The sequence below is a fragment of the Glutamicibacter sp. JC586 genome, from assembly GCF_009805585.1.
Classification (GTDB): Bacteria; Actinomycetota; Actinomycetes; order Actinomycetales; family Micrococcaceae; genus Glutamicibacter.
On the sequence record NZ_VHIN01000022.1, the window covers coordinates 93906 to 116169 of the forward strand.

Consider the following 22264-nt stretch of genomic DNA (forward strand, 5'->3'; position numbering starts at 1 on the left):
CTTTTTAGCCTGAGAAGTTTTCAGCGGGCATGAACAAGGTTGGCGAAAGGTAGTTTGCCGTACTGTTCGCGGAAGCTTGAGTGATATGAAGCCAAGGTGGGGTTCAGTTCTTCGGGCGGCATTTCTTTCCAGGCCACGAGTAGCTTCCCAGCTCCCTTTAGCTGCCAAATCAGTCGACCATCCCAGTGTCCTGGTGGTTTGCCATTTCCGAAGTCAACAAATTCTTGGATCTGTCGGCGTAGTCCTCGGTTGCCTTGGCTGCCGGGACTGGCTTTGCCGATGTAGAGAACCTCGGCGCCTGCCACCCATTCGGCTGCCAATTGCTCAGATTTGAGTGAAGGATTTTTCTTCTTGAACACTCCAGCGGTGCTGCGGTTCAGGTAGCGGGGTTCAAAGTTTTTAGGTGCTACGAGAACAAAAATTCCTTGATGCTGAGGGATGCGGTTGATCTCCAATGAGGCCACGGAACGGAACCCGGTAAACCCGTTGTCCTTAAGACTCAACTGGTCAAACTGCATCAATTTATTCCCGTCGTTGTGCTAGGCAAGGTCTACCGCCAAGGAAGTGACGACGATCTTTCAATTGTACTGGCCGCAAGGGTGTTTGTTCATTACCCCAACTGGCGACCCTTGGTTTCTGGCGCGAACTTCGCCATGAACACGATGGCCACAAAGACCAGCACCGTGGCACCAGCGAAAAGTCCTGGTAGTCCTACCACTGGCCACAATGCAGCGAAGAGTAGGGGCCCAAAGCCAGCAGCAAATCGTGACATGGTCGAGGCCCAGCCAAAGCCACTGGCGCGAAGCTCGGTCGGGTACATTTCGGAAACGTAGGCGTACAGCACCGGAATGGCTACCTGAACCACCACTCCGAAGACCAACACCCAGCCAACGGCAGCAGCTGGAACCTTGAGGTTTACTGCGACCAAAATCAGGATGAGCCCGGAGAGCGGAGCAGAGACGGCAAGCAGCCATTTGCGGCCAACCCGTTCCACCAGCAAGGCGGCAATCACCACGCCTATCAAGCCCATCAAAGCCATCACTGCCGTGGCAAAGAAGGACGTAGACTGCGCCATGCCGGCCTCGGTCAAGATGGAAGGAAGCCAAGTCAGTGCAAGGTAGTACACCAGTAGAACGGTGACGAATAGTAGCCAGCTGGTTGCGGTAATCTTCCACGAATAACGCCACAACGACACGACTTGGTCATACCAGCGCGCTGGGCGTTCTTGGGACACCTGCTCAATGACGTAATCGCGAGCAGTAGCACCGGTACGCTGAACCAATTGGTCGATAACCTGTCGTGCTTCAGCGTCGCGGCCCTTCGCAGCTAGGTAGAGCGGAGATTCTGGAACTGAACGACGTACTAAGAAGACCACAAATGCGGGAAGAATCATCACTACTAGAATCAAACGCCAGTTATCCGCCGTGGCCATGACCCAGCCGGACACAAAGAAAGACAGCGCGGCCCCGATGGGCCACCAACCATCCATGGCGGTGAGTACTCGACCGCGTAGTTTGGCCGGCGTGAATTCGCCAACCAGCGCGTAGTCCACTGGGATACAACCACCTAGGCCAAGACCTGCCAAGAAGCGGAAAGCCACAAAAAAGCCGAAGTTCGGCGAGAGTGCGCCGAGGACAGTGAATATGGCGAACATCAGCAAGGTCAGGCTGAAGGCCTTCTTGCGACCAAATCTGTCGGCGATTCCGCCCCATACAAAAGCGCCCAAGGCCATGCCAACCAAGTTAGAAGTGCCCAACAGCGCTGCGGTAGGGCGATCCAGCCCCCACTCTTTGGCAACCAGAGGAATGAGTGCACCATTCAGGGTCACGTCCCACGCATCAAACATGAATCCCAAGCCACCAATGATAAAAATGGCGCCTTGAACCTTCCACTTAAACGGAAGTTCTTGAACGATGGTGGTGCCCGAAGGGCTAGGAGCAGAAGACACGAAGGTGCGCCTTTCTCAATGCGAGTCAAAGTTGTGTGTATCGCGTCGAAGCATAACCGAAAAGTACTCTCTGATCGTAGCTCCCTACGCTTCTTTGCGTGGTGCGTCAAGGTCTGTTGTCGGGGCTTAGTTGGGAGTACTCTCTGGACATGGGAGTAGATTGGACCGCTCTCGAAGAGGCGATACGGGTGACCGCCCTTCGGCACGCGGCGGAAGTAATAAGTGGACACCCCGACCAAGACTTCTATGCCATTGCCCTTCACGGGGTGAGCACCGAAGAAAGTGAAAACATCGCCATGCCGTTGCTGGCACTGAATTCGATCCAGGCTCTGGAACGTGATCGCAACGCTGCTTCACGAGAAGAATTGGTGGAGCGAGGCGAAGACGCCGATGATCTTGCCGACTATGAAGACCGCGAGGATGCGGACTTCGAGAGTTCAGAAGAACCTCAGGACGTCACAATCGATGAAGAGACCATAGTGATTTCCGACTCGGATGACCAAGAAGCCGAAGACCCTGAAGCTGAACCAATCGACGACGAAGATCTGGATGAAGTGTTAGCTTCTCTCGAAGCTGGACTCGACGCAGACGATTCCGAAAGTTTCTATTCAGACAAGTGGGAACCAAGCGATTGGCACTGGTCAGCAATAGATTTGTGTGAGGATCCCGCGGCGAGCATCTGGTCTGATGCAATGACTGACCTAGCTGCCCACGAAGGGTGGGAAGTCACTATCAAACGCTACTATCACACGTTGGTATCCGTGGCTCAGAGTTTGCGCGAAGAACTGCAACAACGAACGTCAGCGGACTTGGTCTGTTATGTAGCGGATGAAGATCATGCTGAGAAATTGTTGCGCCTTTGCCTTACTGAGAAGCAACTTTCTAGGTATTTCCCGCAGCTTGCGCAGCTCGTTGAAGGGGCATGACACGAACTGAATAATACGCGCGCGCCTTCGTTAGAATGATGGCGGTGGCCTGTGCGCTGCCCGACCCATTCATTCTCACCGCCGGGAGAAAAATTTCGTGAGTAAGACCGTGCTGGACAAAGTCGCAATCCGTCGCGCACTGATTTCCGTTTACGACAAGACTGGTCTGGAGGAGCTGGCCGCCGGGCTGCACGCCGCGGGCGTTCAGCTGGTGTCCACCGGCTCTACCGCTAAGAAGATCGCTGCAGCCGGAATCCCTGTGACTGAGGTCGAGCAGGTGACCGGTTCACCAGAAATGCTTGATGGCCGAGTCAAGACCCTGCACCCACGTATCCACGGCGGCATCCTTGCCGACCGCCGCGTGTCCGAGCACATGGATACCCTGTCTTCGATGGATATTGATCAGATCGATCTGGTCGTCGTGAACCTATACCCATTCGTTCAGACCGTAGCTTCTGGCGCATCCCAGGACGAAGTTGTTGAGCAGATCGACATCGGCGGCCCAGCAATGGTTCGTTCGGCTGCCAAGAACCACGCAGCAGTCTCCATCGTTGTAGATCCAAACTTCTACTCGCAGGTCATCACTGCCGCTGCTGAAGGCGGCTTCGATTTGAAGACCCGTCAGCGCCTGGCCGCAAAGGCCTACGCGCACACCGCAGCATATGACACTGCTGTAGCTTCGTGGACCGCAAGCCAGTTCCTTGATGAAGATGGCGATGGCGTCATCGATTGGCCAGCTTATGCAGGCGTTGCCCTGCAACGCGCTGCTGCACTGCGTTACGGCGAGAACCCACACCAGCAGGCAGCACTGTACGTTGACGAGGCAGCACCGGCCGGTATCGCTCAGGCTGATCAGCTGCATGGCAAGCCAATGAGCTACAACAACTACGTTGATGCTGATGCCGCGCTGCGCGCCGCTTTCGACTTCGAAAAGCCAGCAGTAGCGGTAGTTAAGCACGCCAACCCTTGTGGTGTAGCTGTCGCTTCGGATGACGCAACTGACCCAATCGCAGATGCTCACCGTAAAGCGCACGCAACCGACCCAGTTTCCGCCTTCGGTGGTGTCATCGCTGCCAACCGCACGGTGACCAAACAAATGGCTGAAACCGTCAAGGGCATCTTCACCGAGGTTGTTATCGCTCCAGACTTCGAACCCGAAGCAGTTGAGATCCTTTCGGCAAAGAAGAACATCCGCCTACTGGCACTGCCAGAGGGCTACGGACGCAACAAGAACGAGTTCCGTCAGGTCTCCGGCGGCATGCTGGTTCAGGCCGGCGACCGGATTGACGCCGAGGGCGATAACCCAGCTAACTGGACTCTGGCCGCCGGCGAGGCCGCCGATGCCGCAACCTTGGCTGATCTAGAGTTCGCATGGAGCGCAGTGCGCGCCGCGAAGTCCAACGCGATCTTGTTGGCCAGCAATGGTGCAGCAGTTGGCATTGGCATGGGCCAGGTCAACCGCATCGATTCCTGCAAGCTTGCGGTAGAACGTGCCAACACCTTGGGAGTAAAGGTCGAGTCCGGTGCAGATGCTGCCGGTGGCGCCGAGAACGCCGTTGGCGAGTCTGAGCAGCGCGCCAAGGGTGCAGTTGCCGCTTCGGATGCGTTCTTCCCATTCGCTGACGGGCTGCAGATTCTGATTGATGCCGGCGTGAAGGCTGTTGTACAGCCAGGCGGTTCGGTACGCGATGAGGAAGTTGTTGCTGCCGCGAACGAAGCTGGCATCACCATGTACTTCACCGGAGCACGTCACTTCTTCCACTAGAAGCACACGGTAGCAAGCCGTAAGAACTCAGGCCATGAACGCTTCGCGCGTTCATGGCCTGAGTTCTTTTATGCACCATGGTTATAGAAAGATGGCTTCGCGCGCCAGGCGAATAGCGCAGGTGGCACCCCTCTCCTGAGCAGGTTCGGATCGCGTGTTGACCCTTCGCCAAACCACTTCAAAGCCGTTGTCGCCCATCTCAATAGCGCCGACGTCTAAGGTCGTAGCCAAAGCGTTGTCGACGTGCGCACCGAGGGATCCTGCGGACTCATATCGAAGGGTCTACTGACAGGTTTCGGTGCCCACTTGCCAGTAGTGGGGTACAGATTGTTCTTGAGTGGGAAAGTAGCAGTAAAAAGTGCGCAGTGAAATCCCGGTCTGGTCCGCGATGCTTTCAACCGTGGTTGCTTCGATGCACTGTTGGGCAAAGAGTTCCGTTGCCGCGCGAGCTACTTCAAGTTCGGTAGCAAAGGTTGTGGACCTGCTGGTCAGCGAAGAAGGTCTCTTCATCACCGGTAGCGAAGTCTGCATCGCCGGCGAAAACCACTTCTAAGGATCCAATTGAGCAGACCCCTGCTCTAAACACTTATGGCCCGAGGTTCAAGACTTCTTGAAGCTCGGGCCATGCGCAATTCATCGGGTGGGTTAGTAGCGATCCGTCTAGGCCAGCGTCCTGTGCCGCAAAACGTGTAGCCGTCCCTTGGTAAGCAACCATGCCATTACAGAACCTATACAGGGGACAACTAGCAGCATGATCGTCAACTGCGTCCACGGAATGATTAGTGCCATGTCCCGGAAGAGCAGCTGCAGTGTTCCTGTAGCAACAATGCCAGCCACAATTCCAAACAGCGTGCCGATTACGGAGGTCAAAAACAGCTGCGCCGCTGACAGCGACTTGCGTAGCCGTGGGTCCGCGCCGATGCTGGCCAAAACCGAATGGTCTTCGCGTCCATCGGCCAACGCCAACCCGGCGGTAATACCCGTAGCACTGAAAGTGACCAAGGCGGAAACGCCAACCAGCAGCCACAAAGCGGAGGTCACGTTGGAATTCGGACCGGTTTCCAGTTTTTCTGGTCCGTAGTTTTCTCCTGCTACCTCACTCAGTGCGGTCAGTAGCGTGTCGTTGACTGCATCACTGGGAACTTCGTTCAGAGATAGCAACACCAGTCGCTCATCGTAAGGCATCCCAATTCTTGAAGCAGTCTCCGGCGAAATAACCGCGTAGTAGGGGATGGGTTTGGTCGGTTCTTCAACGGTGGCCAACAACGGGAAACTGTGTTGGGGACTGAACGAGGTCCGTAGTGAAGACATTTGCTCGGCGGTATCTACCGATTCTTGGGGCTCGGCATTAGCGTCGTAGGAAATCAACGTTGTTGTCTCATCCGCGTTCAAATACACCGGATTGCTAACTACCGCCCCGCCCGAGGTCAAAGTTTGCAACGCTTCTGGGCTGGCTTTTCGTCCGAGCAAGGTTTCTAGGGTTTCTTCACCTCCGACAACGATGGTGGGAAGGCTGCTGGAACCAGAATCATTGGCCATGGATCCCCGACACCGCCAATCTTGCAGATCAATAGGTTTCCCATCGGTAGCTACGAAACATTGATGGCCAACGGGTTCCTTGAGTGCCCACGTCGAACAATCTGGAGAATGCATGATTCCATCGATTTCAACGGAGTTTGGATCTAGTCCGGCGCATTCGTTCTGGTCGAAAGCACCCTGGATGGCTGCGGCGCTAGTGCCATCTCCCAAAACCTTGAGCGCAGCACTCGACAATTCCTCGGCATTGATCTTTCTAGTAGTGAGCGCGTCGGAAGATGCCGTTCCCATAGCGCCGATGGAGCTAGGTGAATACTCAAAAACCGTCAGCGGCAACGCCATTTGGTTGAGGTTGTAACTCCACTGGTAATTATCGTTCTCAGTATGCGAAGAACTCGACCAGTAGATCAATATGGCACTAGATAGTGTTGCAGCTGCAAGTACCGCGGCTACGGCGGGGACGGTTCTTCCGGTGTTCCTAGCAGAATCGCGGGTCGCCAAACGTAGTGGAAGCGGAAGCCAAGCCGATTTTGCAGCCACTAGCCTGAGCAACGGGGCTGTCAGCAAGATGAGTGAGCTGATCAATCCGATACTACTCATAATGACCAAGGCCAGGGCAAGGTAACTGCGTAGTTCAAAATCGTGAATGATCTCAAACAGGGACAGCGAAGCGGATAACGCCAGCAACAAGAGTGATAGAGCCAGCCAGAATATACCCCGCCGCAGACTCTTGCGACTGTGATTGCTGGTTGTTCGGCCCGACTTGAGCGCAACATTCAAAGCTTGGTTTGCCACCATACGGGCGGGACCGTAGGCGGAGAGAACACCGGCGATAAGTGCCAGCAGGACGACTCCAAGCATCAGTGGCCAGGGAATGTGCAGCCAAAGCAGGTTTTCTCCGTTGTGGAGTTTCCAAAGTACCCAGGCAATGCCCACGCCCGTGCCCGCCAGCGTACCAGCGATGCCTCCGATCAGGCCTAGCCATAGGCCACTGGCGCTTACCACGGATTTGAGTGTACCCGCTTCGGCACCTGTTGCCGCAAGCAGGGCAAGATCTTGCTGCTGCTTACGAGTGCCTACCGCGAATGCTGCACCGGCCAGCAGCCCCACTTCCAACATCGCCAGAGAAGCGATCAAAGCGCCCGTCATGATGAGGTCGAGGCCATTGCCGCTCGGCGCATCCGCGAAGTCCTTCGCTGATGCTCCAACTTGTTCGGCAGGTGGGGGATTGCGCAGCAGTTCAGCGGAGGTCAGAATTGCTCCGCGTTGGTTCAGTTCGGTTGCCAGCGTCCAAGTGGCAGGTTTCTGCCCGAGAAGGTAATACTTGGTTTCATTGGGGCCGAGCACAAAGTTTTCTGGTAGGTCGTTCGCCGCGGCAAAGAACGTAGGAAACGAATCGTTGGAATTGCTATCGCGCACCATACCGACCATGGTGAATTCACCGGCATTGGTCGAGAATCGATCGCCTAACTGCAGGTCGAATCGTTGCATGAAGCCTGGGGTTCCGAAAGCTTCCATGTTGCTGGTGGCTTTGCGCCCTTCAAGCAGCTTGTATTTCCCATCGAAAGCGGGATTAAGGACGTCTCCGATGACCGCGTCGAAACTTAACGTAGCGTGCTCGCGTTCGGTCGTCAGGCTGATGCTACTCAGGGGCAGCACGTCGTAGTCAGGTAGTACCAGATCTTTGAAATCATCTAGAGTTCCGTTGCGTTGTCCAGATTCTGCGTCAGCATCGCTGATAACGCTACTCAAATCACCCTTGGGACTCTGGGAGATACCGGCGAGGTCCGAGTATTGGAGGCTGACGCGACCGGCGGTCTGGCCAAATTCGTTGGTTATGGTTTCTTCGGTGCTGGGCATCTTGCTGAATCCGGCGACAAGTGCAGCCGAAATCATCATGATGGGCACAGCGATGAGCGCCGCAATAAGTGTTGAACGGCCACGATGTCTTTTGATATCTCGCCAAGAGATTCGAAGCGCGAGTTTTAGTTGCTGTTTTTTGGCACGATGTTGTGGTTCAAGGTTCAGTGACATGATTAGTTGGCAGGAAGCTCCAGTAGATCTGTAGGATCATAGGATTGTGCTGCCTGGTCTACGATTCTTCCGTCCTTGAGAAAAAGTACCCGGTCAGCCCAACCGGCATGTCGGGCTTCATGGGTCACCAAGACAACCGCGCAACCGGCGTCTGCTCGATGACGCAGTACTTCCATGATTCCGTCGCCGGAGGCCGTATCTAGCGCACCGGTTGGTTCATCGGCCAGAATCAGGCGGCGCTGGCCAACTATGGCACGGGCGATGGCTACCCTTTGACGTTGGCCCCCTGAGATTTGGTCCATGAATCGGTCCGCCAGTTCGTCGATGCCCACGGAACGCAGTGCGTCCATGGCTTGGCGACGGGCTTTGCGGGACGGCACGCCATCTAGCTCTCTGGGCAAAGCGACATTTTCTACCGCCGTCAAAGACGGCACAAGATTGAAATCTTGAAAGACGTAGCCGATAGCTCGGCGACGAAGGCGTGCCAGCTCATTGATGTTCAGCGCACCCAATGGCGTGTTTTCAACGTAGATATCACCGCTGGTGGCTTTCTCTAAACCTCCTGCCAGGGTCAGCAATGATGATTTGCCGGAACCTGAAGGGCCCATCACTGCAACAAACTCGCCAGCAGACACGTCTAAGTTGATATCTCGTAGAGCACCCACGGAGTTCGCTCCGTTGCCGTATGTCATGCAGACTTTGCGTAGCTGTAGGACCTGATCGCTCATCGCGTCGGCTCCTTCGTCGCATTGGTCGGTTCTGCAGCGTGGGAGGCAGGACTCTTTGAGGTGCGGAAGCGATGTTTGCGCAGCCAGCCTTCGCAGTGATCAAGCCAGCGGATTTCGGCCTCTGCGCCAAAGACCAGTGAATCCAGCACGAGAATCCAGGCAACATCTTGCGAGTCATTGGAGTCCGACTTCGCTGCTTCACGGCGCTGCCGGGTATAAGTCTGCAAGTTGCGCATCGAAGCAGTGCGTTGCGCCTGCAAGAGCATTTCTACATCCACATTGTCTAGGGTCATTGCCAGGGACAACTTGATGGCCAGTTCGTTGCGGGGTGGATTAGTTGCAACAACGGGCGCGGCAAACCACTGGGAAACTTCGGCCTTGCCCGACGCGGTGATTCGGTAGACCACGTGACCTTCTCCGTCATCGCCGTCCTTGATGGCCAAGCCATCGCGCTCCAGCCGGTCAAGGGTCGTGTATACCTGTCCGATATTCAGTGGCCAGGTGGAACCGGTGCGTTCTTCGAATTCGCTGCGTAGCTGGTATCCATACATCGGCTGGTCGTGTAATAGGGCAAGAAGAGAATGTCGGATAGACAAGGGACCTCCGGAAGGTGCGTGGGAGATGCGAAATGATTACATACTGAGTATACGTTAAATATGGATACTGAGTATGCAAATGAACAGCGCATCCACCTCACTCGTTAAAAAGTGGAGAAATATTGTTCAACAACATCTTGCCAAGGTTGTTCAACAACCTGTAATGTCATGTGGGTTACATTGATTCTGTGACAGCTGTCACCACTATCGCATTGGAACGTCATCATGGCACTTCCTGAGTCAAAGACTGAAATGAGCCCCAAAGCGCGGCGCACCGCCCTGCTAGGCGCTATGTTCTTGATGGCCACCAGCGCCATCGGGCCTGGATTCATTACCCAGACCACCGAATTCACAGTGAAAATCGGCGCGGCCTTCGCCTTCGCTATTGTTGTGTCGATCCTCGTCGACATCGCGGTACAGCTGAACGTCTGGCGCGTTATTGGCGTCTCGGGCATGCGCGCTCAAGAACTTGGCAATAAGGTTCTGCCTGGTGTGGGCTGGTTCTTGGCAGCCCTTGTATTCATCGGGGGCATGGTCTTCAATATCGGCAACATCGCCGGTACCGGACTTGGCGTCAACGCGATGCTCGGTGTGGATGCCAAGATCGGCGGAGCGATTTCAGCTGTCGTCGCAATCCTGATTTTCCTGTCCAAGAAAGCCGGAATGGCTCTGGACCGCATCGTCGTGCTGCTCGGTGCCATCATGATCCTGTTGATGCTTTACGTAGCTATCGTCGCCGCACCACCGGTCGGTGACGCTCTGCGCAACGTGGTTCTGCCAGAGAAAATCGACTTCCTGATTATCACCACCCTCATCGGTGGCACCGTTGGTGGTTACATCACCTACGCTGGTGCACACCGCATGATCGACTCGGGCACCAGCGGTATTGAGCACGTCAAATCAATTTCCAACATCTCGATCTTGGCTATCATCGTCACCGGTGTCATGCGAGTGCTCTTGTTCCTGGCGATCCTCGGCGTTGTTGCCGGCGGCGTGGTGCTGGCCAGCGATAACAAGGCAGCTGAAGCTTTCGGCCACGCCGCAGGCGATATCGGTATTCGAGCCTTCGGCATCATCCTGTGGGCTGCGGCTCTGACCAGCGTTATCGGCGCCGCCTACACCTCGGTTTCATTCATCACCAAGCGGACCACCTCAGAACGAACCCGCAATTTGATCACGGTCGCCTTCATCGCAGTCTGCGGCATCATCTACCTGTTCCTGGGTAAGGCACCAGCAACCTTGCTGATCTTCGCCGGAGCATTCAACGGCTTGATCTTGCCTGTCGGTTTCGCAGTTCTACTGTGGGTTGCGTGGCGTCGTCGGGATCTCATGGGTGGCTATAAGTACCCGAAGGTCCTGCTTCTGGTGGGCGTGCTCGCATGGCTGTTGAGCGTGTTCCTCGGATGGAACTCGTTGGCCGGGCTAGCAGCGCTCTGGCAGGGCTAAGGCAGGTAGACCGTGAGTAACATCAGTGACATGACCGTGGCCGAACGTTCGGCATTATCCCCAAGCCAAGCTCGTGAGTTCTTCCGCGAAGGCCAAGTGCTTCCCACCGCTGGAATCAGCGCTGGGTATGCGCAGGCGAACCTCATGATCGTGCCGCGAGCACTAGCGTTTGATGTTCTGCTTTTTGCCCAGCGCAACCCCAAATCCTGCCCGGTGCTGGGCGTGCTTGAAGCAGGGGAAGTGTCCGGCGAACTACTGGCTGGCGGAGACATCAGAACCGATGTTCCGAAGTACGTGGTCTATGAAAATGGGGTCAAGGTTGCCGAACCCACCGACCTGACCGAGTATTGGCGCGATGATTTGGTCACCTTCATCATTGGCTGTTCGTTCACCTTTGAGTCAGCCTTGATGGACAACGGAATCTCCGTCGCGCACATTGATCAGGGTGTCAATGTGCCCATGTATAAGACCACTGCGCGCAGCACCACTGCTGGGGTGATCTCCGGTCCAATGGTGGTGTCGATGAGGCCCATACCGGCGTCGCAGGTAGCGGACGCTGTTCGGATTACCTCGCGATATCCAGCGGTGCATGGGGCGCCGGTACATATAGGCAATCCGGAAGAGCTGGGAATTACTGACCTGTCGAAGCCAGACTTTGGTGACGCGGTGCAAATTCCCGAAGGTAGTATTCCGGTGTTCTGGGCTTGCGGCGTCACGCCACAAGCAGCTGTCATGGAGTCGAAACCATCGCTGGCCATCGGGCATGCACCTGGCCACATGCTGATCACCGACATCAAAGATTCGCAATATCAGGTGCCATAACAACGAAGTGCTGCGGTGTTCATCCCTTCCGGGAAGAACACCGCAGCACTTATTTAAACCGCAATTCTTCTCTAGTGTTGGCTAACCCAAGCCTCTACTTCTGCCAACCGCTCGCTCTTCGAAGAATCGTCAATGAACGAGGATTCAAAAGAATTTCGGGCCAACTGTGCCAATTGCTCGGTGCTGAAATTGAAAGCCTTCATCAGCGAAGCGAAGTTGGCGTCCATGTACCCGCCGAAATACGCCGGATCATCGGAATGCACCGAAACCTTCAGTCCCGCCTCAAGCATGGATGGCAACGGATGATCCGCCATGGTGTCCACCGCACGCAGACGGATGTTTGACAGCGGGCAGACGGTCAGCGGCATCTGTTCTGCAACGAGTCGCTGCACCAGCTTCTCATCGTCCAAGCAGCGAATGCCGTGGTCCACCCGCTCTACCTTGAGCAGATCCAAAGCCTGCCAAATGTAGTCGGCTGGGCCTTCTTCGCCGGCGTGGGCGACAACGTGCAAACCACTTTTGCGGGCTAGGTCGAAGACGTCAACAAAGAGTTCTGGTGGGAATCCCAGTTCGGAGGAGTCCAAGCCGATTCCATCGATGTCGTGCTTCTGCGCGATCATTAGGCGCAAAAGCTCCAACGCTTCGCTGGCCGGCGCATGGCGCCAGAAGCAGGCGATGAGTTTGTGTGAGATTCCCCAGCGATCCTGCGCTTCGCTCAATGCGTCACGGATCCCGGCGATGACATCGCGCAGGTCCATGCCGCGCTCCACATGGGCCTGAGGGTCAAAGAACAATTCCACGTGGCGCACGCCTGAAGCGTGTGCACGCTGCAAGTAGGCCATGGTGATTTCGTAGAAATCTTCGCGGGTGCGAAGTACCAGCATGTTGGCGTAGAAGAGATCCAGGAATGACTGCAGGTTGCTGAACTCATACTGTGCCCGCAGCTCGTCGATTGAGCTGTAGGGCAGATCAATTGAATGCTTGGCGGCCAGTGACATGATCATCTCGGGTTCCAGGGTTCCTTCGAGATGGATATGTAATTCGGCAACGGGCAAGTTCACAGGGCGGAACCTTTCAGCAACGACTATAGGGTGCGGTCCTTGGTCTAGCCAGGAACGCGCAAGATTGCCTTAAACCATACGCCGACAAGCTAGGTGCAGGCAGGTCGAAATATCAATCGTGCAGCCAACTTGGCAGGTGAATATCCTTGGATTTTCATCGTGATGACCCATCCGCGAAAAGAACTCATTGCAAGGTGCCGGGGGCGCTAAAAGTGGCGGAATCACAATGAATATTTCGACTGTTCGTGCCAGGCCAGTCAGGTCTCATTGGTCAAGCGCAACGACGGTGGATCTGGCGTAGCGAAGTCTGAAGAAGCTCAATGGCCATGTTGTCGGTGAGACAGAAATCGCAAGACTGACACGGAGGCGCAACCAGCGTTGACGCTATTCGGATGCCTTGTTGATGTGTTCGAGCAACTCTGCTTCAGCCTTGTCCAAGTACCCGCGCAGGGCCGTGGCTGCTTCATCGCGTTGGCCCTTATTCAGTAGTTCAACCAGGCGGGCATTTTGCTCCACATAGTGCGAGTGGAAATCAGGGGCGTCGCTCATTGCGTGGAAGACCAAACGCATTTTGGCCAGCACACGTCCCATGAGCTCTTGGACCAAAGCGCTGTCAGAGGATCGAACCAGCTGCTGATGGAACGCCTGATTGGCACTAGCCATTCGTGGAATGTCTTTGGCCGCCAAAGCCGCACGAGCTTCGACAATGATCTTGCCCAGCTGCTCCAAATCCAGTTCTGGACCCCAAGCCAGGCAAGCAGGCTCAATGGTGCGTCGCACCGCATAAATTTCGCGCACATCATCAGCATCGGGAGACGCAACAAAAACCCCGCGGTTGGGGATTCGGGTGATGATCAGTTCACTGTCGAGCAGGGTGAAGCTTTCACGCAAGGTATTGCGTGAAAGCCCCAATGACTCCGCCAAGGACTGTTCAGACAGCTTGTCTCCGGGCAACAATTCACCTTCAGCGATGCGAGTGCGCAAAAGGTTCGCGGCCCAAACGCTGCTGTGCGCATGGGGCGCTTTGGCCGGAAGCTTGGAGACATTGCTGCTGGATTTCATTAGTCCAATTTATCCCAACTCGTTGCCTAAAATAGAACGGGCGGAGGTCCAGTTACTGGATACTGCCCAGCGCGTCGGAACGACGTACCGCAGCCCCAACGTCAATACTGCCTGCGGTGAATACTCCGTCGCGATGGGCCGCTACGGCAGACTCCATTTTCATGGCTTCAACCACGGCGACGGTTTGCCCCTTGGAAACGGTCTCACCGTCTTCGACTGCGAAGCGCACGAGATTGCCATCCATTGGGCTGAGTACGGAGGAAGCATCTTGCTCGGCAGTATCCTGGGTCTGAGCTGTCTGGGAGGAACCAGCACCCGATGGGTTGCGCAAGGCGTTGGTGAGAGCGGCGGGTAATCCGAGTTGGACCGCCTTGCCATCGAGCTCAATGGTGATCGTTTCCCGGCTGGTATCTTGCTGGTCAAGATCCATCTCATCGCTGGCCTCGACTTCATTGAGGAATTCGTCCTCAATCCAGGTCGTGTAGACCTTCAGCTTTTCCCCATTAAAGTCTTCGTGGTCGATGACCGCACGGTGGAACGGTAGGACCGTCGGAACGCCGGCGATGGTGATCTCCTCCAGAGCCAGGCGGGCTCGACGCAACGCCTGATTGCGGTCGGCTCCGTGCACAATGAGCTTGGCAATCATTGAGTCGTAGAACGGTGGAATGATTGAACCGCTGCGAACACCAGAATCGATACGCACCCCGGCGCCCGTGGGTGCCTCGAAGCGCTCTACGGTGCCTGGAGCTGGAAGGAATCCGCGGGCAGGGTCCTCGGCGTTGATACGGAATTCAAAGGCATGGCCCTGGGGAGTTGGGTCTTCGCTCAGTGATAGCGGCAGGCCATCAGCGATGCGGAACTGCTCTGCCACCAAATCCACGCCGGCGGTTTCTTCGGTGATCGGGTGTTCCACCTGCAAACGGGTATTGACCTCCAAGAAGGAGATCAGACCATCGTGGGCAACCAGGTACTCGACGGTGCCGGCGCCAACGTAGCCAGCTTCCTTGCAGATCGCCTTCGCCGATTCGTGGATGCGGGTTCGCTGCTCATCGCTGAGGAACGGCGCCGGTGCTTCCTCCACCAGCTTCTGGTGACGGCGCTGCAGCGAGCAATCACGGGTACCAACGACGACAACATTGCCGTGGGTATCAGCCAGAACCTGTGCCTCAACATGTCGTGGTTTGGAGAGGAAACGCTCCACGAAGCATTCACCGCGGCCAAAGGCCACGGTGGCCTCACGCGTGGCAGACTCGAAGGCCTCGGAGATCTCATCGAGCGAATACGCGATTTTGATGCCGCGGCCGCCACCGCCAAAGGCAGCCTTGATAGCTACGGGCACACCATATTCCTCGGCAAAGGCACGAACCTCTGCAGCATTTTCGGCAGGACCATCGGTGCCTGGTGCCAATGGTGCCCCGGCACGAACGGCAATCTGACGAGCAGTGACCTTATTGCCCAGTTCCTCAATGGCCTGCGGCGAGGGGCCGATCCATTTCATCCCAGCGTCAATCACCGCCTGGGCAAAGTTGGCGTTCTCCGAAAGGAAACCATAGCCAGGGTGTACCGCGTCGGCCCCGCAGCGCTGGGCGATCTCAATGATCTTCTCGATATTCAAGTAGGTGTCAGCGCCGGTGGATCCATGCAGCGGGTATGCCTCGTCGGCACGCCGTACGTGCAAGGCGTCGGCGTCTGGGTCCGAGTAAATTGCTGCGGAACTAATATTTGCATCAGTGGCCGCCCGGGCAATGCGAACTGCGATTTCGCCGCGGTTGGCGATCAGTACCTTTTTCATGACAATCCTAAGAAGTTACTTGGCCGTCAAAGCGGCGGGGGACTGGAGGACAAAACGAATCTTGCTTCCCGGGGGAAGCTGCGCTGCAGCGCTGAGGTCTTCAGCGATCACCGTGGCGATCACCGGGTAGCCACCGGTGACCGGATGATCAGCGAGGAACAGCACAGGAAGGCCCGACGGTGGAACCTGCAAGGATCCTCTGGCGACGCCTTCACTGGCGAGCTCCCCGGAGAGCACACGCTGTAAGGGCTGCTGGTCGGTCGACAAGCGGATGCCTACGCGGTTCGACTCGCTGGTGGCATTCCAGAGTTGTTCGGTCAGTTGTTGCACCCCGGATGGGCCAAACCACTCGGTGCGAGGTCCGGCGATCACCCTGAGCTGGTACACCCCCTGCTCATCGGGAACCGGTAGCGTGCTCGGCTGCGGATTGCCGACTATACGTCCGATGGCCGGCTGCTTGACCGGAATGACGGATCCGGAAACCAGTGGATCGGGGCCAACCCCAGAGAGTGTGTCGGTGGACAGGGAACCCAGAACCGGTGTGAGCGCAATGGTTCCACGCACCGCGAGGTAGCTGCGCAACCCCAGGCCGTCGGGCTCGATGCTCAGGCGCTCGCCGTTCAGTAGTGCAAAGGGAGCGTTGCTGGCGACCTGCCGTGGGGTGCGTAGCTGGTCATCCTCAGCCGGGGTAATCCACAGCTGCGCTTGCGCCCCGGTATGTGCCAAAACTTGGTCCCCGCTGGCTTCGAGGGTGATGCGGCTGCCCAGATTTTCAATGACCGCCTGGCCTGCCGGGTTGCCGACAAGTCGATTGGCTTGGTGGAATGCGGCGGGGTCTGCCGCTCCGGCGACGCCGACTCCGAGGTTTCCGTAACCGATGCGTCCGGCATCCTGGAGCAGGGACTGCAGCCCTGCATCGATGATTTTTAGGCCACCGCCAGGTGCCTGCGCTGGCGCTTCGTCTCGTGCGGCGGGCGCGTGGCTCACCGAAATTTTCTGGGTAGCCGGGATGAACTGCACAGTATCTTGTGGTCGGATCAACGCTGGATTTTCGCGCTGTAGATCCCACATTTGCAGATCGGTATGCCCGATCAACTGCCAGCCACCGGGGGATTGGCGCGGATAAACAGCCGAGTATTCGCCGGCTAGGGCCACTGCTCCGGCGGGCACTTTGGTGCGCGGGGAGTTTCGGCGTGGGACATTCAAGACGTGGTTTTCGCCGAGCAGATAGGCGAAGCCGGGAGCGAATCCGCCAAATACTGCCCGCCATTTCTGGCTTGTATGGGCATTGATGACTGCTTCGGTGCTCAGTCCGGTCAGCTCGGCGACTGACGTCAGATCCTCACCACCATAATGAACCGGTACCTCGACCAGCTTGCCCGCGTTCTGCACTGCAGAAGTGACTTCAAGTTCTGGCAATGCCGTCAGGGCTCGTTCGGCGCTCTGCGGCGAATCGAACTTCAGTAATACTGTCTGGGCAGCGGCCAAGAGATCGCGTTGTCCGGACAGGGGAGCAGATTCCAAAGCGGCATTGAGCGCAAGGACGGCATCGAGTGAGTCTAGGTCGACGAGCAGATCATTGGATCCAGCCCGGTGGATAGCGCGGATGCTCACGCGAAGCTCCGGATCTGTACTCCGGCGTTTTCTAATCCGGCGCGGACAGCACGAGCCATGGCCACTGCTCCTGCGGTGTCTCCGTGAAGGCAGATGCTTTCGGCTGGCATGGTGATTGTGCTGCCATCGACAGCAACGATGGTTCCTTCGGTGGCCAGACGGATCATATTTTGGGTGACCGCTTCGGGGTCATGCAGTACCGCGTTGGCTTCGCGGCGGGAGACCAAGGTGCCATCTGGGTTGTAATTGCGGTCGGCAAAAGCTTCGGCAACGCCGCGTAGCCCGGCGGCCTCAGCCTTCTGTAGGGCGAGCGATCCAGGCAGGAGCAACACCGGAAGGTCCGTGCCGAAAGCCTTGATGGCATCGATGACCGCTTGGGCATGTACCTCGTGGTGCACGATCGTGTTGTAGAGGGCGCCGTGGGGCTTGACGTACTTGATTTCTGCGCCGGCGCTGCGAGCTAGAGCCTGCAAGGCACCGAGTTGGTACAGGACGTCGTCGGCGAGCTCGGTCGCCGAGCAGTCCAGGAAGCGACGGCCGAAGCCGGCCAAATCCCGGTATCCTACGTGCGCTCCGATGGTGACGTTAGCACTGACGGCATCGCGGCAGGTTTGTGCGATGGTGCTTGGGTCTCCGGCATGGAAACCGCAAGCGATATTTGCAGAGGAGACGGAGGTGAAGATGGCGGCGTCATCGCCCATTTTCCAGTTGCCGAATGATTCGCCTACGTCGGAATTCAGGTCTATGAATGGCATTGTGATCCCCGTCTCGTGAACATGTCTTGGTAAAAGAATGCCCTACTTTCGATAATTGTTCAACAATCTGAGAAAGGTTTCGAAAAATTCAACGCGCTACTGGGGATGTTTAAGACAGGCCTACTGCTTTCCCCTGACCGTCAACACCCATGCGCAGGGCAGCCGGCACCTTGGGTAGCCCCGGCATCGTAGTTAATGCTCCGGTGATGGCAACAATGAAGCCCGCGCCGGTTTTGGGAATCAATTCGCGGATCTGCAGTCTGAATCCTTGCGGGGTGCCGAGCAGCTGAGGATCATCGGAGAAGGAATACTGCGTTTTCGCTATGCAGACCGGCAATCGATCCCAGCCGTTGGCATGGATCTGCTCCAGCATTCGCTGCGCCTTAACCGAGTACTCGACGCCTTCGCCACCGTAGATTTCTTGCGTCAAGGTCAGAATTTTCTCTTCTACACTTTGATCGAGGTCGTACAGGTGCTTGAAATCTGCAGGGGACTGGATGGCCCGCACTACTGCCTCGGCCAGTGCGCCGGCCCCTGCGCCACCCTGACCCCAGACATCGGCCACCGCACAGGCAATTGCATTCTCGGCCGCCCAGTCGGCGACGACCTTGAGCTCAGCCTGTGTGTCCTTGCTGAATTGGTTGATGCCAATGACCGGTGGGATGCCGAACTTCTTGATGATGGAGACATGGCGAGCGAGGTTGGGCAATCCGGCGCGCACGGCGTCGATGTTCTCGGCGCCGAGCTCTTCTTTGGCAACTCCACCATGCATTTTTAAGGCACGAATGGTCGCGGTGATCACCACGGCGCTCGGGGCGCAATCGGCATATCGAGCCTTGATGTCCATGAACTTCTCGGCCCCAAGATCGGTGCCGAAGCCTGCCTCGGTCACCACAATGTCCGCCAGAGATCGAGCAGTGTTGGTGGCGATAGCCGAATTGCACCCGTGGGCAATGTTGGCGAAGGGCCCACCATGAATGAACGCTGGGGTGCCGGCGATGCTCTGTACAAGATTCGGTTTGATCGCGTCCTTGAGCAGCAACGTCAAGGCTCCAGCTGCGCCTAAGTCATCGACGGTCACCGGTTTCATCTCATATGTATAGCCGACGGTCATGCGGCCAAGCCGTGCGCGCAAATCTTCAAGACCGGTGGCTAGGCAGAAGACTGCCATGACTTCAGAGGCTGCGGTAATCTCGAATCCGGTCTCGCGCGGGACGCCATCTGTTGGCCCGCCCAGTCCGATCACCACGGTGCGCAAGGCGCGATCATTCATATCCAGGACGCGCTTGAAGGTGATGCGTTGCGGGTCGAGGCCCAATTGGTTTCCGTGGTGCAGGTGGTTATCGACCAGCGCCATCAGCAGGTTGTTGGCGCTGGTGATGGCGTGGAAGTCCCCGGTGAAATGCAGATTGATTTCATCCATCGGCAGCACCTGCGACTGGCCTCCGCCGGTGGCCCCGCCCTTCATGCCGAAGCTCGGGCCCACCGAAGGCTCACGCAGGGCGATCATGGTTTTTGCCCCGGTTGCTGCCAAGGCATCGGCCAAGCCGACCACCATGGTAGTTTTCCCCTCACCGGCAGGAGTCGGAGACATTCCGCTGACCAGGACTACCTGTCCGCGGCGTGCCCTATTTCCCGTGAGTAACGAGAGATCGACCTTGGCCTTGTAGCGTCCGTAGGGTTCCACTGCCTCGTGTTCAATCCCTGCATTCGCGGCAATGTCTGCGATGGGCTTGAGCACCGTTCGTGAAGCGATCGCTAGATCACTCATGTCGGCTTCTGGCGTCGTTGCCATGCTGCGTCCTCTCTGCTGACCCGGAGAATCCGGAATGCGAGGAAGACCAAGGTCAGTGGTAGTCCCCGATGTGCCTTCAAGCTACCACCAGAGGTTCCACCGCCCGAGCAACGTGGCCCGCACTTCGCACCACGAAATGCTCAAGCCCCACCGATTCCTATCGACGCTGTGCTGGAGCAGAGCCCTTGATGCACACAGCGAAGACGATCCCTATCGTTGCCAGCACTGCACCGATGATGAACGCGATATGAGCGCCCGAGAACAGGGCCTGCGCAGGGTCAGTACCGGCGTCAATTTTCGCCTTCGAGATCACAGACATCACCGTGACGAAAATGGTGGTGCCGATGGCTCCGCCTAATTGCTGTCCAGTGTTGAAAATGGCAGAACCGTGGCCGAAGAGCCGCGGATCCAGGGTCGCCATGGCCGAGGACATCAACCCGGTCATCAGCAGTGCCAGACCGATGGAGAAGATGATATGGGTGATCATGAACATCCACAATTGCGTTTCCGCGTTGATCAGCGTGTAAAGCCACTGGCCGGCGGCGAGCATGATGGCACCTGGGATCAGGACTGGACGTGGACCGTGCTTGTCATAGATGCGGCCGAAAATGGGAGAGGCAATCGCCTGCGCAACACCGCCAGGAAGCAGCATCATGCCGATCTTCAAAGAATCGATCCCCTTGCCTGATTCCAGCAGCAACGGAACGATCATCAACGAGCCGAGCAGGGTGCCAAAGGCGATCATGATCATGATGATCGCAAAGGTGAACCCTCGGGAGCTGAAGGCGGAGAGGTTCAGTAGTTCGCGGACCTGACCGGTCAGCTTTAGCTGTCGCTTGATGAAAATCGCTAGCGAAACCAAGCCAATGACAAAGCTGAGAATCGTCAGTGCCGGGTTGGTCGAGGCGTGCTCGATGCTGGAAATGGCGTACACCAAGAAACCAAAAGCCAGTGCGGAGAGGACAACTGACAAGCCGTCCACTCGAATGTTGCGCGCATTAGATGGAACCTTGAAGAAAATGATTCCCAAGATCAGCACTACCGCAGCGATGGGGAGCATCATCGCAAAGATGTAGTGCCATCCCAGGGCGTGCACTACGGCGCCTGAAACGGTGGGGCCGATCGCAGGACCCACGCCAATGACGATGGAGTTTAAACCCATGATGGTGCCGCGCAGGTGGACCGGTACCAACGTGAGGGTAGTGGTCATGAGCAACGGCAAGATGATGGCCGTGCCCAGCGCCTGGATGATGCGGGCTAAGAGCAAGAAGGCAAAACTCGGGGCAATGACCGCGATGACTGTACCCACCAAGAAGCTGATGATGGCAAACATGAACAGCGAACGGTGGTTGAACCGCTGTAGCAAAAAGCCGGTCGTTGGGATAACCACTGACATGGTGAGCAGGAAGCCGGTGGTGAGCCACTGGCCGGTCGCTGCGGTGATATTCATATCAGCCATGATTCCTGGCAGTGCCACCGTCAACACTGTTTCATTCAGAATCATCATGAAAGCTGCCAACGCGAGCGCGGCAATAATGCCGGTGAGCGCCTTGGTGCTCAACGCTGCTTGAGCGGACTGTGGGGGTGAAGCTTGGGGCTCAGTTTTTGTAGGTTCTGACGTCACTTTTTCTCTTTCTGGGAATCTTCAACTGTCAAATAGTGTCATAGAGTGACACAATTTCGTGAGGAAAAGTGTCAGAGTGTGACAGGAAACTAGTTTTCTTCCGGCTTATGAGACGATCGCTAGAGGTTAACAGGTATGGAGGAATGCATGGGGATTCGAGATGAGCGCAAGGCTGAGACCTCGCGCAAGATTCAAGCAGCTGCATTGGACCTTGTTGAAGAGTTCGGTTTGGAAGCCACGACCGTTTCACGAATTGCGCAGCAAGTGGGCATCTCGGATCGCACGTTTTTCCGCTATTTTGATTCCAAAGAATCAGCCATCGTCCCTGGGCAGAGCGAGCTGGTTACCGCGTTGACGGGCCTTGAACTTGCCGCGGGCGCTACTCCGGCATCGATCTTCCAAGCTCTGTTGCAAGTGTGCAGGGATCATTTTTCTGCCGAAATTGAACAGCATGAATTCCGTCGCGTGACGCGCCTGATGGTCTCTGTCCCTAAGCTGCTGTTAATCGCGACCAGTAGGGAACAGGAGCTAGTTGTTGAGCTGAGTCGGTCGCTGGTCGACCGGGGTTTGGTTACACAAATGCAGGCGTTATTGATTGCTGAGATGGTCGCGTCCAGCTGGCGCGTCGCTTGGCAGTGTTTCACTCAAGCTGAAAGATCTGGAACTAGCGCTGTGCCTTCCGAATTCTTTGAGCAGGCGGTCAAAGAGATGGTGCAAATTTCCTCCACTGGCCTAGCGCTTTCCTGAGTAGCGCCGGAAG

General features: G+C 56.6%; 19 protein-coding genes. 6 read left to right on the forward strand and 13 right to left on the reverse strand.

Going from position 1 to position 22264, the window contains the following annotated elements; all coding sequences use genetic code 11:
- Nucleotides 1–20: 20 nt before the first annotated feature.
- Together FJV47_RS14275 and FJV47_RS14280 are read right to left on the reverse strand one after the other, a co-directional pair.
- Nucleotides 21–518: a hypothetical protein gene (locus FJV47_RS14275; protein WP_159614146.1), complete on the reverse strand. Its 498-nt coding sequence runs from the start codon at nucleotides 516–518 to the stop codon at nucleotides 21–23.
- Between the two features lie 92 nt (nucleotides 519–610).
- Nucleotides 611–1948 carry an MFS transporter gene (locus FJV47_RS14280; protein WP_159614148.1) on the reverse strand — a complete coding sequence of 446 codons (1338 nt, stop codon included), beginning with the start codon at nucleotides 1946–1948 and terminating at the stop codon, nucleotides 611–613.
- A 149-nt stretch (nucleotides 1949–2097) separates the two neighbouring features.
- On the opposite strand from FJV47_RS14280, the gene FJV47_RS14285 reads away from it, so the two are divergent.
- Both FJV47_RS14285 and purH read left to right on the forward strand, forming a co-directional pair.
- Complete coding sequence (locus FJV47_RS14285) at nucleotides 2098–2874, forward strand: hypothetical protein (RefSeq protein ID WP_159614150.1); 777 nt, start codon at nucleotides 2098–2100, stop codon at nucleotides 2872–2874.
- 97 nt (nucleotides 2875–2971) lie between these two features.
- Nucleotides 2972–4639, forward strand: a complete 1668-nt coding sequence (purH, locus tag FJV47_RS14290; protein WP_159614152.1) for a bifunctional phosphoribosylaminoimidazolecarboxamide formyltransferase/IMP cyclohydrolase — start codon at nucleotides 2972–2974, stop codon at nucleotides 4637–4639.
- Nucleotides 4640–4921: 282 nt separating this feature from the next.
- Here the strand turns inward: purH and FJV47_RS16800 are convergent, their stop codons facing one another.
- The gene (locus tag FJV47_RS16800; protein WP_370515048.1) at nucleotides 4922–5053 is read right to left on the reverse strand and encodes a TetR family transcriptional regulator; all 132 of its coding nucleotides are present in this window, start codon (nucleotides 5051–5053) and stop codon (nucleotides 4922–4924) included.
- Here FJV47_RS16800 and FJV47_RS16645 point away from each other — a divergent pair.
- Nucleotides 4998–5192, forward strand: coding sequence for a hypothetical protein (locus FJV47_RS16645; protein ID WP_235026482.1), 195 nt, complete (start codon nucleotides 4998–5000; stop codon nucleotides 5190–5192). The two genes, FJV47_RS16800 and FJV47_RS16645, sit on opposite strands and share 56 nt — an antisense overlap.
- 107 nt (nucleotides 5193–5299) lie before the next feature.
- Here the strand turns inward: FJV47_RS16645 and FJV47_RS14300 are convergent, their stop codons facing one another.
- The 3 genes from FJV47_RS14300 to FJV47_RS14310 are packed head-to-tail and all read right to left on the reverse strand — an operon-like array spanning nucleotide 5300 to nucleotide 9533.
- A complete protein-coding gene (locus FJV47_RS14300; RefSeq protein WP_159614154.1) occupies nucleotides 5300–8209 on the reverse strand; it encodes an ABC transporter permease in 2910 nt (969 codons plus the stop codon).
- 2 nt (nucleotides 8210–8211) lie between these two features.
- The gene (locus FJV47_RS14305) at nucleotides 8212–8937 is read right to left on the reverse strand and encodes an ABC transporter ATP-binding protein (protein WP_159614155.1); all 726 of its coding nucleotides are present in this window, start codon (nucleotides 8935–8937) and stop codon (nucleotides 8212–8214) included.
- On the reverse strand, nucleotides 8934–9533 hold the full coding sequence (locus FJV47_RS14310) for a PadR family transcriptional regulator (RefSeq protein WP_159614156.1): 600 nt from the start codon (nucleotides 9531–9533) through the stop codon (nucleotides 8934–8936). The genes FJV47_RS14305 and FJV47_RS14310 overlap by 4 nt, the downstream gene beginning before the upstream one ends.
- Nucleotides 9534–9758: 225 nt before the next feature.
- On the opposite strand from FJV47_RS14310, the gene FJV47_RS14315 reads away from it, so the two are divergent.
- Together FJV47_RS14315 and FJV47_RS14320 are read left to right on the forward strand one after the other, a co-directional pair.
- Nucleotides 9759–10979: an NRAMP family divalent metal transporter gene (locus tag FJV47_RS14315; protein ID WP_159614157.1), complete on the forward strand. Its 1221-nt coding sequence runs from the start codon at nucleotides 9759–9761 to the stop codon at nucleotides 10977–10979.
- A gap of 30 nt (nucleotides 10980–11009) precedes the next feature.
- Entirely contained in the window at nucleotides 11010–11801 is a 792-nt protein-coding gene (locus tag FJV47_RS14320; RefSeq protein ID WP_159614877.1) for a putative hydro-lyase, read from the forward strand.
- A 71-nt stretch (nucleotides 11802–11872) separates the two neighbouring features.
- Here the strand turns inward: FJV47_RS14320 and FJV47_RS14325 are convergent, their stop codons facing one another.
- From FJV47_RS14325 to FJV47_RS14355, 7 genes are all read right to left on the reverse strand, one after another.
- The gene (locus tag FJV47_RS14325; RefSeq protein WP_159614158.1) at nucleotides 11873–12862 is read right to left on the reverse strand and encodes an adenosine deaminase; all 990 of its coding nucleotides are present in this window, start codon (nucleotides 12860–12862) and stop codon (nucleotides 11873–11875) included.
- 384 nt (nucleotides 12863–13246) lie between these two features.
- Nucleotides 13247–13924: a GntR family transcriptional regulator gene (locus FJV47_RS14330; protein WP_159614159.1), complete on the reverse strand. Its 678-nt coding sequence runs from the start codon at nucleotides 13922–13924 to the stop codon at nucleotides 13247–13249.
- A gap of 52 nt (nucleotides 13925–13976) precedes the next feature.
- Complete coding sequence (locus FJV47_RS14335) at nucleotides 13977–15716, reverse strand: biotin carboxylase N-terminal domain-containing protein (protein WP_159614161.1); 1740 nt, start codon at nucleotides 15714–15716, stop codon at nucleotides 13977–13979.
- 15 nt (nucleotides 15717–15731) lie between these two features.
- A complete protein-coding gene (locus FJV47_RS14340) occupies nucleotides 15732–17330 on the reverse strand; it encodes a carboxyltransferase domain-containing protein (protein ID WP_159614163.1) in 1599 nt (532 codons plus the stop codon).
- The gene (locus tag FJV47_RS14345) at nucleotides 17327–18085 is read right to left on the reverse strand and encodes a LamB/YcsF family protein (RefSeq protein ID WP_159614165.1); all 759 of its coding nucleotides are present in this window, start codon (nucleotides 18083–18085) and stop codon (nucleotides 17327–17329) included. Before FJV47_RS14345 ends, FJV47_RS14340 begins: the two co-directional genes overlap by 4 nt.
- Nucleotides 18086–18194: 109 nt before the next feature.
- Nucleotides 18195–19880: a formate--tetrahydrofolate ligase gene (locus tag FJV47_RS14350; protein WP_159614166.1), complete on the reverse strand. Its 1686-nt coding sequence runs from the start codon at nucleotides 19878–19880 to the stop codon at nucleotides 18195–18197.
- Nucleotides 19881–20037: 157 nt separating this feature from the next.
- On the reverse strand, nucleotides 20038–21504 hold the full coding sequence (locus tag FJV47_RS14355) for a DHA2 family efflux MFS transporter permease subunit (RefSeq protein WP_159614168.1): 1467 nt from the start codon (nucleotides 21502–21504) through the stop codon (nucleotides 20038–20040).
- Between the two features lie 147 nt (nucleotides 21505–21651).
- Between FJV47_RS14355 and FJV47_RS14360 the strand changes: the two genes are divergently transcribed.
- Complete coding sequence (locus FJV47_RS14360) at nucleotides 21652–22251, forward strand: TetR family transcriptional regulator (RefSeq protein ID WP_159614170.1); 600 nt, start codon at nucleotides 21652–21654, stop codon at nucleotides 22249–22251.
- Nucleotides 22252–22264: the final 13 nt, after the last annotated feature.